Origin of the sequence: Capilliphycus salinus ALCB114379 (genome assembly GCF_047276495.1) — a bacterium.
Classification (GTDB): Bacteria; Cyanobacteriota; Cyanobacteriia; order Cyanobacteriales; family Microcoleaceae; genus Capilliphycus; species Capilliphycus salinus.
This window is the reverse complement of sequence record NZ_CP178543.1, coordinates 1,267,628-1,284,123: the sequence shown is the minus strand read 5'-3', so window position 1 is coordinate 1,284,123 and position 16,496 is coordinate 1,267,628. Positions and strand designations below refer to the sequence as shown.

Here is a 16,496-nt window from a genome sequence, read left to right as displayed (position 1 = left end):
GCACTGTAAATTCCCGCAAAAATACCAAAATATTATCTTTTTATACCGTTCAATTTCAACAAGTTTTAGGAGAAAAAATGACTCATCTGTTTCAAAATTTCGCTTTCTCGACTGCTGCGGTCACTGCTGCTGTTGTTGTTTTTGATATGGCTCCGGCTGCGGCCAATTTTGTTAACCTCAGTGGTACAATTGATTCGGGGGATTTAACGGGAGCGACCTATGAGGGTTCGTTTAGCTTTGATACGATTAATCCCGGTGGAACTTCAAATATTAATGATTTGAGTGTTACCTTCAATTTTAATAGTTTCAACAGCATTTTTACCGAAGAAGATGCTATTAGTCAACCCTTCGTTGAGTTTGATTTGGATGGGAATTTGTTGGGGCTAGATTTTGCGGTTGATGATGCAAATTTAGGTGAAATTCAATTTGATTTTTCCTTTGTTCCGGGGTTTTTTAGTGCGGAAGATGCGGCGTTATTTTATGATGTTGAAAATGGAAAGGGTGGAGCGGGTGATGTGGCATTGGCAACCACCGATGTTCCCGAACCGGGGATGATGTTAGGTTCGGCGATCGCGTTGGGTTTTGGGGCCTTATTTAAGCGAAATACAGCCAAAAAACGCGATCAAAATCTGATGTAGAGGCGGGATAAAACCCGGTTTATTCGATCAACCGGGTTTTTCTAAATTAGATTAACAACCTCTAGGGTTGATATTTGCGAAACGCCAATGTCACGTTATGTCCGCCAAACCCAAAAGAGTTAGAAAGTGCAACTTCAACCGGTTGAGAGCGGCTAACATTGGGAACATAATCCAAATCACATTCGGGATCGGGATTTTCTAGGTTAATGGTCGGTGGAACTTTATCGTTAGCGATCGCCATGACAGTAGCCACCGCTTCAATACCGCCGGAACCGCCCAATAAATGACCCGTCATCGACTTTGTAGAGCTAACCGCAATATTATAAGCGTGTTCGCCCAGAGCCGTTTTCATGGCTGCGGTTTCGGTAGAATCATTCATCGGGGTGCTAGTCCCGTGAGCGTTGACATAACTAACCAGATCGGGAGTTAAACCGCCATCTTTGAGCGCCAGAGACATCGCCCGAGCCGCACCGGTTCCACCTGGGACCGGGGAAGTCATGTGATAGGCGTCGCAAGTCATCCCGTAGCCGACAATTTCCGCATAGATCCGGGCGCCGCGAGAAAGGGCATATTCGAGTTCTTCTAACATCAAAATTCCCGCTCCTTCACCCATAACAAAGCCATCGCGATTGCGATCGAAGGGGCGACTGGCGTGGGCGGGGTCATCATTGCGAGTCGAAAGAGCGCGTGCTGCGGCAAACCCCGCCACAGATAGGGGAGTAACAGCCGCTTCCGTACCGCCACAAATCATCGCCTGGGCGTAGCCGCGTTGAATTAAACGAAAGGCATCGCCGACGGCATTAGAACCGGCCGCACAAGCAGTCACCGTGCAGGTATTCGGCCCTTTGGCTCCGGTATGAATGGCGGTGAGTCCGGCGGCCATGTTTGCGATCATCATCGGAATCATAAACGGACTGCACCGATCCGGACCGCGAGTCAGATTGATTTCTTGTTGTTCTTCGAGAACCTTCAAACCGCCAATTCCGGTACCGATGATCACGCCGACTTGTTCTGCATTCAAGTCATCAATCACGAATCCCGCATCGGCGATCGCTTGCTTACTCGCCGATACGCCAAATTGAGCAAAACGATCCATCCGTTTGGCTTCCTTGCGGGAGATGTAGTCACAAGGATCAAATCCTTTCACCTCGCCTGCAATGCGACAGTCGTGACGTGAAGCATCAAATAAGGTGATCTTGTCTATACCATTGCGTCCACTGAGCAACCCTTCCCAATATTCGGCGAGTGTATTTCCTAGGGGTGTAATTGCGCCCAGACCCGTTACAACAACACGCTTGCGGTTTATGTTATCCATGATTTTTATTTGAAGCAGTAGTTTGCCTAAATGCAGAACATTTAGAAACAGATATCTTTGATAAATAACGGATCGAGTTGACCAAAAGCAGCATGAACCGCTACTTTTGGCGTTACTCGCGAATCCGTTTTTCTGAGACTTTCCGTTTTCAATGGCGCTCTACAATGATTTGTTATCACTTATTTAATTCTCTATTTTAGGGTTGGAGTTTTCCCTCAACCCTGAAATTAGACTTTCTGCAAAAATTCGGATTTTTCCCTTGGCTTGAGCAGTGCTTATCTGTTTAGGATAAACTCTACAAACCGTTTTTTCAATCCGACCGAAGATAGACTAACAGCCTTTTTTCGGATCGGACACCCGCCCGGGTTGGACTCTGTGCAACTCTTGAGATCGGTGAGGTTTGCCGGTGAGTTCTGTTGTCAAAGCTGGTCAGCCGACCGGGGCTAAAACGAGTGCGATCGCGCTTTGTTATCGGGCTTGAGAACCGCCGCTTAGGTAGAAGCTGTCACTTTGTTGTCAATGTAGTCTACTGCTGCTTGTACGGTCTCGATTTTCTCGGCTGCGTCATCGGGAATTTCAATCCCAAATTCTTCTTCTAATGCCATCACCAGTTCCACTGTATCTAGGGAATCTGCGCCTAAATCGTTGACGAAGTTGGCTTGAGGAGTAACATCCTTTTCTTCGACTCCGAGTTGGTCTGCCACGATTTTTTGGACTTTTTCAAACGTACTATCACTCATACTTGTTGTTTCCTTATTTGGATGCCGCGTATACCATATTATCGGAAAGCGCGATCGCTGCGTTAATCATTTCTGGGTTTTTATAGGGAAGGGGGAAGGGGAAGGGGGAAAGGGGGAAAGGGGAAGGGGAAAGGGGCAATCTTGCAATCTTGCAATAGGCAGTTATCAGTTATCAGTTATCAGTTATCAGTTTTTACAATTATCACTGTTTACTGTTCACTGGTCAGGTGTTCACTGGTCAGGTGGTCACTGGTCAGGTGGTCACTGACTTCTGAGACTTGCCAATCTTCATTCTTTTTTTACACAGATTGAGAATTTACGAGGGAACATGGATATAGAGAGGTCTTTGCACCCCCAGAGCGCAATTAGGAGAACACTAGCCTCATGTCGAAATCTCAAACCAAATTAAGATACGCCTATTTTCCCGGATGTGTAGCTCAAGGGGCTTGTCGGGAACTTTATCAGTCTACAGCAATTTTGACGCAAACCCTGGGGATTGAATTGGTTGAACTCAAGAAAGCTTCTTGTTGTGGGTCGGGTACGTTTAAGGAAGATTCTCAACTTCTTGAAGATACGGTCAATGCCCGCAATATTGCTTTGGCTGAAGAACTCAATTTACCCCTGTTAACCCATTGCAGCACTTGTCAGGGGGTTTTGGGTCGGGTTGATGAACGCCTCAAAAGTTCTCAGGAGAATGACCCGGCTTATCTCGAACAAATTAATCATCTGTTGGCGAAAGAAAGCTGTTCCCCCTACAAAGGCGCGACAGAGGTTAAACATCTCCTGTGGGCGTTAGTAACCGACTATGGGTTAGAGGAAATTCAGCGTCGGGTTACTCGTCAACTGTCGGGGTTGAAATGTGCCGCATTTTATGGCTGTTACCTGTTACGCGCTCAAACGACTCTCGCCTATGATGACCCCTATCAACCGGAGTCGATGGAAAATGTATTTCGAGCGGTTGGGGCGACTCCCATCTATTATCGGGGACGAACTCAATGTTGTGGTTGGCCGCTTTCGAGTTACGCCACCGACCTTTCTTTTCAAATGGCGGGAAACCATATTCAAGATGCGATTGACTTGGGTGCCGATTGTATGGTAACGCCCTGTCCGTTGTGTCATCTCAATCTTGATTCTCGTCAACCGGAAGTCGAAAAGGTGATCGGGCGCGAGCTTGGTTTACCCATTTTACACCTTCCCCAACTGGTGGCGTTAGCGCTCGGTATCGAACCGAAAAAACTCGGCCTAGACCGCCACATGGTTTCTACTCAACCCCTTTTACAAAAGTTGGGACTCTAAACAGTCACCAGTCACCCTCCGGGTTCGGCAGTTGCTTCTCGACGGAAACCGCCAAGTCAGCACTGCCTCACCAGTCACCAGTCACCAGTGTTTTCAGTTGTCAGTTACCAGTAACCAGTAACCAGTGTTTTCAGTGATCAGTTATCGCTTAAACAACCGATAAGTGATCACTGTTGACTGTAACCTCTTAACTGTTCACTGGTCACTGATCACCGATCACTGTCTCTGCCCCTCGACCTGAACATAATATTACAGAGTCTAAAGTTTTATCGCCTTATGTATCTTGCTCGCCAAAGACAGGGGTAAAGTGATGGATTATATACGATAATTCTGCTCTAGAACTTGCCATAAAATCTACACCGTTGTAGATTCTGCAAAACTTGAGATCCTTTGGAGAGTTTATTCAATGTCTCATTCAGTCAAAATTTACGATACCTGTATTGGTTGCACCCAGTGTGTTCGGGCTTGCCCCTTAGATGTTCTTGAAATGGTTCCCTGGGACGGTTGCAAAGCAAGTCAAATCGCATCTTCTCCCCGTACAGAAGATTGTGTAGGCTGCAAACGCTGTGAAACCGCCTGTCCGACCGACTTCTTAAGCATTCGGGTCTACTTAGGGCCTGAAACGACCCGTAGTATGGGTCTGGCTTACTAACATCTGGGACTGGTTAACAGTTCATCTGAACTTATTTTTCAATCGCCATTGCTGTGTGCGATGCTTGCAGAGAGGGAGAACACACTTCCTCTCTATTTTTTTGGGGAATAGGCAGAGTTATCAGTCACCCTTCGGGTTCGGCAGTCGCTTCACTTGGGGGGACCCCAAGACCGCGCTGCCTCACCAGTCACCCTTCGGGTTCGGCAGTCGCTTCACTTGGGGGGACCCCAAGACCGCGCTGCCTCACCAGTCACCAGCGCGAACTCGCGACTTGGCGGAATGGTCGCGAGCGAAGTTCGTGCATAGAGTTATTAGAGTTGACAGTAAGCACTAAACAGTTTCTCCCCCATCTCCCCATCTCCCTACCTCCCCATCTCCCCATCTCCCCATCTCCCCATCTCCCCACCTCCCCTGACCAGTAAACAGTACCGTACAGTTTGACAGCGAAACACGTTGATAACCCAACCGTCAACTCATCCGTTTGTGAAAGCGTTAACCTCGATAACCCAACCGTCAACCCATCCGTTTACCATCCTCCCCCTCTCCCAACACCTGAGACCTGACACCCGACACCTGTTAACTGTCAAAACCTGATTCCTAAGATTTTCGGAGTATAGTGAACTAAGTCCAAAATGTTCTCACCAACGGGGGAAAAAGCAACAGGGTCGCGGATTCAATAATAAATATTCTTAATCTACATCCTATCTGGTGCAACCTATTGGCGTAAACCGAGTCCGAGATGTTGTAGCTGTCTTCCGTTTCTTAATTGCTATTTAATTTTGTCGTTTGTAGGAGTGAATCAACCCAAATGTGTGGAATTGTTGGTTATATCGGCATTCAAACCGCCAGTGAAATTCTCTTAAGTGGCTTAGAAAAACTGGAATATCGCGGCTATGACTCGGCCGGACTCGCAACGGTTTCCGATGGTAAAATTCGTCAAATTCGAGCCGAAGGTAAACTCTATAACCTTCGCAATAAACTTGCAAATACCGAAATGTCGGCGACTCTCGGTATTGGTCATACCCGTTGGGCGACTCACGGAAAACCGGAAGAACGCAATGCTCATCCTCATCTTTCTTCTGATGGTAAAGTTGCGGTGGTTCAAAATGGGATTATCGAAAATTATCGGGAATTGCGAGAAGAACTTAAAAGCAAAGGATACGAGTTTAAATCAGATACCGATACCGAAGTTATTCCTCATTTAATTGCTGAATATCTTTCTCAACCTGATTCTGAAGGTATTCTCTTGCGAACTTCCTTCTCGACGGAAACCGCCGAGATCGGAGTTCGCGCTGTTTGTTCTCCTTCTACTTTTGTCGAAGCGGTTCGACAGACGGTAAACCGGCTAACGGGTGCTTTTGCTATTGCGGTTATTTCTGCTGATTTTCCCAATGAATTAATTGTCGCCCGTCAACAAGCGCCGCTTTCTATTGGTTTGGGTCAAGGTGAATTTTTCTGCGCTTCTGATACCCCCGCTTTAGTTCCTTATACGCAAACGGTTCTCAGTTTAGAAAATGGGGAACTGGCGCGTTTAACATATTTGGGGATTGAGGTTTATAGCTTTGCAGGCGAACGCCTCAATAAAATGCCCCGAATTCTTGATGTGAGTCCAACTCTGGTTGAGAAACACTCCTTTAAACATTTTATGCTCAAAGAAATTCACGAGCAACCGGGAGTGGTTCGGGACTGTTTGCAAGCTTATATTAATAGCAATTGGGATGGGGAATTTGAAGCCCAAACCCCCGATGAATTACATCCAATTTCTGTCGATATAAATCAATCTCCGATAGAATTGGGTTTGTCGGATGAGTTGTTAGAAAATCTCGAACAAGTCCAAATTCTCGCTTGTGGGACGAGTTGGCACGCGAGTTTGGTGGGGAAATATTTACTCGAACAATTGGCCGATTTACCAACGACGGTACAATATGCTTCCGAAGCCCGTTATGCGCCCTCGCCGCTTCGACCAAATACTCTGACAATTGGCGTCACCCAGTCCGGGGAAACAGCTGATACTTTGGCGGCTTTATCGATGGAACAACAGCGCCGTTTGAATGCGCCAAAACAGTTTAAACCCCGACTTTTAGGGATTACAAACCGCCCCGAAAGTTCTTTGGGTCAGTTAGTGCCTAATTTGATTAATACTCGCGCCGGAATTGAAATCGGCGTGGCGGCGACGAAGACCTTTACAGCCCAAGTTATCGCTTTTTATCTGTTAGCAATAGATTTGGCTTGGCGTCGGAAAACGTTACCGAATTCTCGCGTACAAGAGTTGATTAAAGGGTTGCGAAAGCTGCCGTCTCAAATTGAACTGATTTTAAATACTCAAGGGACTAAAATTGAGGAGTTTTCTCACCAGTTTACGGATACGAGAGACTTTATCTTTTTAGGCCGAGGAATTAATTTTCCCATTGCTTTAGAAGGGGCGTTAAAGTTGAAGGAAATTAGTTATATTCACGCCGAAGGTTATCCCGCAGGTGAGATGAAACACGGGCCGATCGCGTTGTTAGATAAAGAGGTGCCAGTCGTGGCGATCGCCATGCCGGGAAGTGTTTATGAAAAGGTGATTTCAAACGCCCAAGAAGCCCGGGCGAGGGATGCTCATTTAATTGGGGTAACGGCGAAAGAAACCTTGGAAGAATCGGATGTTTTTGATGAGATTTTACCTGTTCCTTTTGTTGATGAATTGTTATCGCCAATTTTAGCGGTTATTCCCTTACAACTCTTGGCTTATTATATTGCTGCCCGTCGAGGTTTAGATGTGGATCAGCCTCGTAATTTGGCAAAATCGGTAACGGTTGAATAGTTATTTTTTGCTGTTTTAACTGTTGTAAAAAGCCAATAAAGTTGTACAAAGCGCCAACAAAGTTATTAACTGAAAAATAAAGTCCTATACTAGCGCTTTAAAGTTGTATACTGCTGGTATAGGGCTTTTGAATTGTATTAGAATCGCTCCGCAGTTATAACAGTTGGCGCTGATATTTGCTTGTAATATCATCTCCGGTGATTAATATTATTATGGGGGTGGGGCGGGTTTAGTTCAATCTCGGAGTGGTGGTCAAAATTAATGCTGAACCCGCCCCTACAGGGCGCTGATATTTGCTTGTAATATCATCTCCGGTGATTAATATTATTATGGGGGTGGGGCGGGTTTAGTTCAATCTCGGAGTGGTGGTCAAAATTAATGCTGAACCCGCCCCTACAGGGCGCTGATATTTGCTTGTAATATCATCTCCGGTTGATTAATATTATTATGGGGGTGGGGCGGGTTTAGTTCAATCTCGGAGTGGTGGTCAAAATTAATGCTGAACCCGCCCCTACAGGGCGCTGATATTTGCTTGTAATATCATCTCCGGTTGATTAATATTATTATGGGGGTGGGGCGGGTTTAGTTCAATCTCGGAGTGGTGGTCAAAATTAATGCTGAACCCGCCCCTACAGCACGATTGTTGATTACTCGGAGATCATATAAGTACCGGGTGCGTTTTCCAGTCAGAAACAGACCGACTTTTTATTTGATGTAATTAACCCGTTAACTAATCGTTGAGTGAATGGTTATTTAATCAGTTCAAAAATAGATTAACCATCCGACAATAACAGTAAGGATAAGTAAAATTAAGATAGTCATTGGAACAATCATCTTTTGAGCAAATTTTCCGGCTAAATTTAGACCGAGTTTTTGGCTCTTTTGACTCGCCGAATGAATGGCTTTAGATTTTGCGGTTTTGAACGTTTCGGTTTGAGCAAAGGATTTTGTAGCCTGAACGGCCGATTTTCTCAGAACTTCTCGACGGGTTTGTTTCTCTCCGGTTTGGGTGTTATTTTGTTTAACGTTCTCGACAAACTCTGTCGCAACACTTCGGATTTCTTCGTTCTGCGATAATGTTTTGGCAGCTTGAACAACTGATTTTGTAATAGGTCGGTTGCCGATATTTGTGGCAACTTTGGCGGTTGTTTCTGCCAACGGATTGACGGCCGGTGATGTCGGGGTTTGAGGGGGTATTGCTGATAATTCTACCTCGGTTTTTTCGGGGGGGATTTCTGTTGTCGTTGGTTTGGGGGGTTCAGTTTGTGTCTGAGTAACGGTTGTAAAAGCCTCTACTGCAATCTTTCTGACTTCTTCGTTTTGGGCTAAATTTTTAGCGGCTTGGGTTCCTCTTTTGGCGAGATTTCCAACCAAAGCTGCCGCACGTTTTTTTCTGGGTTGGTTTTCGGGCGTTTGATTTGAAGACATTGTTTTTGCTCCGGTAATTTTCAAGTTGAATCGGGTTGAGAAATGAATGATTTCGGTTTTAAGCCACAGGTTTTTCTGTAGCTTTTGTGATGTATTTGAGAATTAACTCAAACTTCTCCCGAATGTTCATCAGTTCTTTCATCCAAGTATTAGAAGCGGCGATAGATTCTTCTTCACTGCGACGAGCAACTGAGATTTGTTGATCAATTTCGTCGTAAGTTTGTTGTTCAAATTCACTAAGCTGTATACTGATTTGCGCCTCTAAGTCTTTACCAATTTTCTGAAATTGGCTGGTAATATCTTGGCGAATATTTGCCATTTCCTTTTGACGCTCATTTTCTTGGTGCATGGTCAACAAATCCGCTCCAACTGAAACAACAGCCATTGCTGGCCCTATAAACTTAGCTGCGTTACCAATATTTTTAGCAATACCTACTGCTTGCCCCAATTTAAACTTAAATCCTACCAACTTGCCAACTCCAACAACAGCTATATGTAATCCGCTTCCAACTACATCCCCAGGACGTAACAATCCTTGTTTCATTGCTGTTTTAACAAAGCCACGAGTTGCTAGTTTTGTTATTTCTGATCCTATTTTTGCTCCTGCTGTGTTTCCAATTATAGTTAGTAGTCCGAGTTGCACTTGAAGTTGTTCTGTATTCGCGGAAGCTGCGGTCTTATTAGCCGATATATTTATGTTTTTATCGACACAAGCAACAAAGGCTTTAACCAAGTCGCTCTCAAAAACTTGTTCGACTTCCTGGCGTATATCCTCAACCGCAGCATTAATTACAGATTGCAGGTCTGTTTCGGCTTTTTCGTAATGTTTCTGAACGTTTATTTCAGCCTGTTTATTCAAAATTTATATGTCTTCATTTCCGACTGCTGAAGCCAGAACATAACCTTCTTTAGCAATTTCTGAAGACATTTTCAAGCCAATATTTTGAACTTTAGTTCGGATGCGACTCCGTTCTTTTCGGACAACACGAGACAAACGATTTAAAATTTCGAGGAATGCTGAATCATTCGTAGAGTTGCGGGTAAAACTTAGCTGTGCTTCTTCCAGACAACTGAGTGCAATTCGGACGGGAGTATCAAATTTTGCTAATGCCGCACGTTTGTTAACAAACTCGTTGAGGGCATCAATAAACGTCTGAAAACGGCTAATTTCCATGAGAAAATCATCCTTTTCATCAACACCCTCACAGTAGTCTTTTGCATCGATAAAGCAAACCGGAAATTCATCCAGGCTGTAAGGTTTCAAGGCTTCTGCTAGACTGTGGCGGTAGTTCAATATTTTCTGTTCTTCTTCTCCCGCTTCATCAGACATTTTATTGATGACGAGCATCATTTTCCAGCGATAACCTTTTTCATAGGCTAACTTTTTGAAGTTCTCAACGGTAACGGAGTCGAACAGCATATAGGTGAGACAAAATACCAATAAATCCGCTTTGTTAATCGCATCGTAGGTAATTTCATCGTGATCTTGGCGTTCTGTAAAGAGTCCCGGCGTGTCAAGAACTTGAATACCATTCCAGTTGTAGGTGCTGGTTTTATCGGTGGCGATATCCGCATCAATTTTGATATCTCGTTTTCCGGTCAGTGCAGAGATAATTGTTGATTTTCCCGCACTATATTGTCCGACAAAAGCAACGCCAATTGCTCCTTGTTCCCGATAGATTTTTAACTCCTCACGCAGTTTCTTACGAATTGCTGTGAGTTCGGGTTTATTTTCCTGTTCTAGTAGCTTATCAAAACTAACGAGATTTTTTTTGAATGCTGAACCAATTTTGGCGGCGAGGAAATCCTGATTATTTGCAGTCATGGCTTGTTTCTCCTATTTAACAGATTTGTGAGATTGAATTGAAATGTCTTCTTGAAGAACCTTTTTCAGTTCATCCATTGATTTTTTGATGGTGAGTTCAGAGCGAGTGATAATTGTCATTTTGTGTCCGAACTTCCGTTCAACCTTAGCAACTGTTTTTCTGGCTCCTTCTTCAGTTAAGGGTTCATATTTTTCCTGACTCCAATCAAGAATTCGCTTGGCATAAAAACGGTTAAGATAGTTAGTAAATCCCGAGAATTTTTTCTGTGCTTCCTCCAGTGTCAAAGAAAAACTTTCTAGCCCAGAAGCGAGTTCCTTGAAATAGGATTCGATATTCATAATTACAGAAGCACAGGAATTCAAAAATTCACTTCGGGCTTTTTCCAGCGTTTCCTGTTTTTGGGTATTCAGTTGCTCGTACAAATCCTCTGAAATTTTGTGAGCCGCCTCACGACGTTTCTGATCTTTGGATTTGAATAAACCAGTAAAATTCCCGACAACGCCAGCAACAATTCCTACAACTATCCCAATAGGGTTCGTAAATGCAATAATCGTTCCAGCTATCCCTAAAATAATTCCTCCAATTCGCAGGATATGTTGAATATCCCAAGAATCTTGCTGTGTAAACTTAAAGTTACCACCGCCGAGTTCAGCAACTAACTGTAATTCATGGCCGATTTCTTCTAAGACCTCTTGAACTTCACGCTTAAAGTGTTCACCCGCTTCCTGAAAAGCAGACTTTAAACGCTGTTCAAAATTGAGAGAGTTTAATGTTTTCTCCCAACCAAGTTTCAATCCCAACTCGTTTGAATTCCAATGTTCCTCAGCAAACGATGGAACAGCATTAATCGCCTCTTGAAATATCGTTTCGATTTCTATTTGTAAGTTGCTGCGGCTATCTTTGAATGCGATCTCAATTTTCTTTCTGATTTCCTCCTGTTTGCTTTGAATTGTTTCTGCTAATTGTCCATAAATTTGAGCTTGTCCCGCAACCCAGTCATAGGGGGTATTAATGGCGCCGACAGTCGAACCGAGTAGAGTTTGCGATCGCCGAATAGTTCCGTATTGAATCAAAGACTCGCGAATAGAATCTAAAAAATCTTGCATTCGACTGGCTTTGAATAATTCCTCTTTGCGATTTTCATGTTCGGGTTCGCGGGAAAGTTGAGCCGCCAAAAGCATCACCGGAACAATGGGAAAGTAATCGTTTGCATAATGCTCTTTTGCATAGCGGCGAATGCGTTCAATATGTCCGCCCAAACCGCTTTGACCTTCCATTTCAAAAGCTTTATCGGGATTCTTTAGAAAATGTTCTAATCGACGCGGATCGCGCAGATTTTTCTTAACATTCAAAAGAACAATGAGCGGTTTTGCTTTCTTTTTCAGCAGATGTAAAAACTCAAATTCTGTTGCTTGAATGCTGTCGTTTGTCACCACATAACAGATAACGTCCGACTCCTCAATCACACTTTCTGCTATTTCTTCATCACTTTTTCCATCGGGAGCGCCAATCCCAGGCGTGTCAATAATCCGAATATTTTTCCATTCATAAACTCGGTTGTAACGAGTCGTTCGCTGTTTTCCAACTCCTATCGCCTCCCATCCATCGTTAGTAACAATGGCGTGAAGTGTGCTTTTTCCCGCTTTCGTTCTGCCCATAAAGGCAATGCTAAAGTGATTGAGAGCGCGTTCTTTTGAACGGAGGGATTCCCGCACATCCTCAATTTCTTTGATAATTTCAGCCGAGAGCGATTTTTGAGTTAATTCGAGTTGTTTTGCAACGTCTTGAGCCGTGTTTGCTTGACCTTTACTGTTAGTTTTTGATTTGATTTCTATAATCGACTCTTGCAGATTTTTTCCTAAAGAGCGAAGTGTTGAACCCGCACTTTTCAGGGCTAATTCTGAAAATTGGTAATCTTCCTTAGCAACAACGGCACACTGACGAATTGCTTCATCATATTCTGGCCCCGATAACAAAATTTCTCGCCGCAGTTGCTCGACTTTTTGTTCTGCTCCCGTTAAATTGGCTAATTTATTAACCAAAGCCTGGGATAAAATCGAATCGGCTTTCTGAAGTAAACGCGCACTAACAGAAAGTTTTTGTTGATTAGATTCCTCAAGAAATCCGGTATCAGAAAAGGCTCCGGCTTCTTCAATTTGTTTCTGTATTTCTCCTTTCGGCCAGTTCCAAATCTGTGCAATTCGTTCGGCCATCTTCTGTTCTAACACCGAACAAAACCCGTCTACATAAGCAATCGCTAAAATTTGACACATTGCCTCATCTTTTTGACTGCTGGGTACTCGCCTCGCAATTTCTTCTACAGATAATTGATCATCATCTTGGGCGAGAATCTTTTCCATTTCCTCCAGGGTTCGCTGTCCGACTTCAATTTGAGTCGCCAGTTCGTGAAGCGCTTTTGATTCTTCGCTGTGAATTTGTTGGTCAGCACAAACCATGTGCGTTACCAATAAAAAGGGATAATTTATCGCGTTATAATGGTTGTTTGTTTCAGTCTTTTTGAGTGTCGTTTGCATCTTGCCTAACCGCCTATTAAAGTCGTTAATACGTTGAAGTCTGAGTCATACCAATTCTTAGGGTATTAAGTTTTTCTAAGTCTGTAAATTCTAGATTAACCTGAAAAAACTTAGATATCAATGTGGAAATTACGGAACTTTTAGAATAAAAAAAGCATAATAAATCCGAGGGTTATCCGTAGGATCACGGAGTCGAAACCCCAACTCACGATGGGCTATGAATTACGCAGTTCTGTTGAATAAAAACTCCTCAACCCCAATCAATAAAAATTGGGATAATTAACATAAATAATCGGCAGAGGAGAATAAAGTGATATCAAATCCGGTTGTATACGAATAACAGACACCCGACCCGTACCACCGACCCTGTACAGGCCTGCGCCGAACCACGCTACTCCGCGCCACCGAATAGCCAGATCATTGATTATTGATCGGCAGATCATTTATAATCTAGATATACAGTTTCAAAACTATTGCGATTCCCTATTAGTCCAATGATTGTCGGTACTACAGAAGCAGCCCAGATTTTAAAAATCTCCACCGCTCGACTGCGAGTTCTCCTAAGCGAAGGCCGAGTCGAAGGTGCCTATAAGACCGGGAAGATGTGGCTCATTCCCCTGTTTAAGGGCGAACCCACTATTAAGCGAGGGAAAAGAGGCCCGGCTCCGCGTTGGTGTAATCTCAAAAAGCGTGCAAAAAAGATTGTTCACGTTAATTCTCAAAGAATTCGGCAAAATCAAAAACACCAGGAACGACTTCCCGTGATTAGCGTTAAAAAGGGTCAGACCAATACTTATGGGCATATTGTCGAAATACCCGGAGGATGTCGTGTCGTCTATAGTCCCGATAAACCTCTCCCTTGTGGTGCGAGGGTTTGGATTGAAACCTTTTATGATGTTAATGTCGTCGGTTAGTCAAAATCTCCCGATCTCTCCACACTTTTATAATCGGTATTCAAGTGGACTTGATATGAGTTAATTTATAGCACTACGCCGACACGGTTAGGACATTAGTATAAGCGAAAAGTTGAGGCAGTGCGGTCTTGCCTTGCGCGAAGCACTATAGAATATTATCCATAAAAAATTTAGCGATCGCTTCTCAAAAAACGGCGATCGCCATGTGTTTTTTATTCTGTTTTAGTGAACTGACTTGACTTATTCGCCGCCTTGAAGTTTGAGTAACAGAAAACCGCCTGCTAAACCAACTAAAACGATAGAAAAGCACAAGAATGAAACATAAGCGATTTCACCAGCCATAGATTTTGATGTCTCCTTGATGTTATCCTTTTTAAATGTATTATTCTAACGTCCCTTTGGTCAAGCTTTTTTCCTGAACTTGGGGAACTCGGGTTAAACTTTCACAGGAGAACCCTGCACGTTTGCGACTTTCTCGACAATGGCTTTACCAATTTCTAAGGAAGCGGTAGCCGCAGGAGAGGGAGCGTTACAAACGTGCATGGCGTTACGTCCTTCTACAATTAAGAAATCATCCACCAGTTTACCATCTGTTTGCAACGCTTGCGCCCGCACTCCCGCATGAGTGGGAATTAAATCTTCCGACTGGACTTCGGGAATTAAACGTTGTAAACTCCGTACAAATGCGGCTTTACTAAAAGAGCGAATAATTTCTTCTATTCCATCTTTGGCGTGTTTGGCGGCGAGTTTCCAAAACCCCGGATAAGTGAGGGTGTCAATAGTATCTAAAAAGTCAAAATCTGTCTTGTTGTAGCCTTCTCGTTTTAAGCTTAACACGGCGTTGGGTCCGGCATGAACACTCCCATCAATCATTCGGGTAAAATGCACGCCCAAGAAGGGAAAATTCGGGTTGGGAACGGGATAAATTAGGGTGTTGACTAAATAGCGTTTTTCGGGAACGAGTTCGTAATATTCGCCTCGAAAAGGAACGATTTTCGCTTCGGGTTTCATTCCGCCTAACTTCGTGATTCTGTCGCTATATAATCCCGCACAGTTTATCAAAAACTTGGCTCGAAATTCGCCTTGATTGGTTTCAACAATTGCACCGTCTGCGGTGGTTTTAATGTTCTCGACTTTGGTGGAAAGTTGCAGTTTTCCGCCCTGTTGGGCAATGAGTTCGGCGTATTTTTGGGCGACTTGGGTATAGTTAACAATTCCGGTTGAATAGACTTTGATTCCCGCCAAACACTGCACGTGGGGTTCTACTTCTTTGACCTGTTCTGCGGTGATTTTTTTGCACTCTATGCCGTTTTCTAAACCCCGTTGATAGAGATTTTCAAGCAGCGGTAATTCTTCGGGTTCGGTGGCAACAATTACTTTGCCACAAACATCATGATCGATACCGTGTTTTTGGCAAAATTCCACCATTGAACGGCAGCCTTCCCGACAGAGTTGGGCTTTTAAACTTCCCGGTTTATAATAAATTCCTGAATGAATTACGCCGCTATTATTCCCGGTTTGGTGGGGGGCGAAACGGTTTTCTTTTTCTAACAGCAGAATTTTGGCATTTGGGTAACGTTGACCCAGCGCCATTCCCGTTGATAAACCAACGATTCCGCCTCCAATAATTGCAAAGTCAAACATAACACTTAACCCCGAATATTTTAACTGGATTTAGGTAAAGTTTATCTTACAGTGAAATTATGAGTTGAACAAGTCGGTTCTGTAAAATTTAATCTCTTGCGTGTAAAGTTACTGTAAATTATAATTAGAGAGCCGGCAAATGTCAATTATTAATTTAACCTAAGTGTCATGGCGTTAAATCGAGTTCGAGTTGCAAAGGATAAGGCGGATTTTGTGAAAGCGTTAACGGAATCGGAAGGGAAAACGGGGCCATTTCAAACCTACGCGGATGTGATGGTATTTGCAGCAGCCTTGGGAATGCGCCGGAAAAAACGAGTTCCTTTAGAAGCTATTTCTAAGCGAGAACCTTCGCCGATTTCTTTGGAGGTTTTTATTTCTCGCGGCTATGATTTAGTCCTTAAATTGATGGCGTTTTTAGAAGAAAATGATCCTCAGATTCTTTCTCCTTTTGATGCGGATTTTGAAGAAAAACGGGCGGTGATTTTTGAAGAATATGCTAACGGCGGTTTGGAAGTGTTGCGAGAAGAATGTCGGGGGGCGGTTGATTATTCGGATCGGTTGTTATTATTGTTAATGTCGGAACGGGAGCGGGATAATCAATTAGAACCCGATCAAGAATTTGATTTAACTCGATTTTTGAATTAAAATTTCCCGAAAAAGTTTTTGAATTTCTATTTTCTATGTCAAAATTGAAATACAGTCTAAA

14 protein-coding genes are annotated in these 16,496 nt (G+C 43.6%); 6 read left to right on the top strand and 8 right to left on the bottom strand.

All coding sequences use genetic code 11. From position 1 onward, the window contains the following. Window positions 1-77: 77 nt before the first annotated feature. The gene (locus ACL6C3_RS05335; RefSeq protein WP_413165988.1) at window positions 78-638 is read left to right on the top strand and encodes a PEP-CTERM sorting domain-containing protein; all 561 of its coding nucleotides are present in this window, start codon (window positions 78-80) and stop codon (window positions 636-638) included. A 61-nt stretch (window positions 639-699) separates the two neighbouring features. Here the strand turns inward: ACL6C3_RS05335 and fabF are convergent, their stop codons facing one another. Together fabF and acpP are read right to left on the bottom strand one after the other, a co-directional pair. After that, the gene (gene fabF, locus ACL6C3_RS05330; protein ID WP_413165986.1) at window positions 700-1,953 is read right to left on the bottom strand and encodes a beta-ketoacyl-ACP synthase II; all 1,254 of its coding nucleotides are present in this window, start codon (window positions 1,951-1,953) and stop codon (window positions 700-702) included. 491 nt (window positions 1,954-2,444) lie between these two features. After that, window positions 2,445-2,693 (bottom strand): acyl carrier protein, encoded by a 249-nt coding sequence (gene acpP / locus ACL6C3_RS05325; RefSeq protein ID WP_413165985.1) that lies wholly within the window; start codon window positions 2,691-2,693, stop codon window positions 2,445-2,447. Between the two features lie 384 nt (window positions 2,694-3,077). Between acpP and ACL6C3_RS05320 the strand changes: the two genes are divergently transcribed. From ACL6C3_RS05320 to glmS, 3 genes are all read left to right on the top strand, one after another. Beyond that, window positions 3,078-3,989 carry a CoB--CoM heterodisulfide reductase iron-sulfur subunit B family protein gene (locus ACL6C3_RS05320; RefSeq protein WP_413165983.1) on the top strand — a complete coding sequence of 304 codons (912 nt, stop codon included), beginning with the start codon at window positions 3,078-3,080 and terminating at the stop codon, window positions 3,987-3,989. Window positions 3,990-4,395: 406 nt separating this feature from the next. Then, window positions 4,396-4,641: a photosystem I iron-sulfur center protein PsaC gene (gene psaC / locus ACL6C3_RS05315; protein WP_009783147.1), complete on the top strand. Its 246-nt coding sequence runs from the start codon at window positions 4,396-4,398 to the stop codon at window positions 4,639-4,641. 808 nt (window positions 4,642-5,449) lie between these two features. After that, window positions 5,450-7,444, top strand: a complete 1,995-nt coding sequence (glmS, locus tag ACL6C3_RS05310) for a glutamine--fructose-6-phosphate transaminase (isomerizing) (RefSeq protein ID WP_413165981.1) — start codon at window positions 5,450-5,452, stop codon at window positions 7,442-7,444. A 762-nt stretch (window positions 7,445-8,206) separates the two neighbouring features. Here the strand turns inward: glmS and ACL6C3_RS05305 are convergent. The 4 genes from ACL6C3_RS05305 to ACL6C3_RS05290 are packed head-to-tail and all read right to left on the bottom strand — an operon-like array spanning window position 8,207 to window position 13,232. Then, window positions 8,207-8,872: a hypothetical protein gene (locus ACL6C3_RS05305; protein ID WP_413165979.1), complete on the bottom strand. Its 666-nt coding sequence runs from the start codon at window positions 8,870-8,872 to the stop codon at window positions 8,207-8,209. A gap of 58 nt (window positions 8,873-8,930) precedes the next feature. Then, window positions 8,931-9,731, bottom strand: coding sequence for a LeoA/HP0731 family dynamin-like GTPase (locus tag ACL6C3_RS05300; protein WP_413165977.1), 801 nt, complete (start codon window positions 9,729-9,731; stop codon window positions 8,931-8,933). 3 nt (window positions 9,732-9,734) lie between these two features. Continuing rightward, on the bottom strand, window positions 9,735-10,697 hold the full coding sequence (locus tag ACL6C3_RS05295; protein ID WP_413165976.1) for a GTPase: 963 nt from the start codon (window positions 10,695-10,697) through the stop codon (window positions 9,735-9,737). Window positions 10,698-10,709: 12 nt separating this feature from the next. Continuing rightward, window positions 10,710-13,232: a GTPase gene (locus ACL6C3_RS05290; RefSeq protein WP_413165974.1), complete on the bottom strand. Its 2,523-nt coding sequence runs from the start codon at window positions 13,230-13,232 to the stop codon at window positions 10,710-10,712. Between the two features lie 494 nt (window positions 13,233-13,726). Here ACL6C3_RS05290 and ACL6C3_RS05285 point away from each other — a divergent pair, with 494 nt between their 5' ends. Then, complete coding sequence (locus ACL6C3_RS05285; protein ID WP_413165972.1) at window positions 13,727-14,146, top strand: DNA-binding protein; 420 nt, start codon at window positions 13,727-13,729, stop codon at window positions 14,144-14,146. Window positions 14,147-14,386: 240 nt separating this feature from the next. Here ACL6C3_RS05285 and ACL6C3_RS05280 read toward each other — a convergent pair whose 3' ends face one another. Then, complete coding sequence (locus tag ACL6C3_RS05280) at window positions 14,387-14,488, bottom strand: PetM family cytochrome b6-f complex subunit 7 (RefSeq protein WP_413165970.1); 102 nt, start codon at window positions 14,486-14,488, stop codon at window positions 14,387-14,389. Between the two features lie 93 nt (window positions 14,489-14,581). Then, window positions 14,582-15,790 carry an L-2-hydroxyglutarate oxidase gene (gene lhgO, locus ACL6C3_RS05275; protein WP_413165969.1) on the bottom strand — a complete coding sequence of 403 codons (1,209 nt, stop codon included), beginning with the start codon at window positions 15,788-15,790 and terminating at the stop codon, window positions 14,582-14,584. 168 nt (window positions 15,791-15,958) lie between these two features. Between lhgO and ACL6C3_RS05270 the strand changes: the two genes are divergently transcribed. Further along, complete coding sequence (locus ACL6C3_RS05270) at window positions 15,959-16,435, top strand: DNA phosphorothioation-associated protein 4 (protein WP_413165968.1); 477 nt, start codon at window positions 15,959-15,961, stop codon at window positions 16,433-16,435. Window positions 16,436-16,496 lie beyond the last annotated feature (61 nt).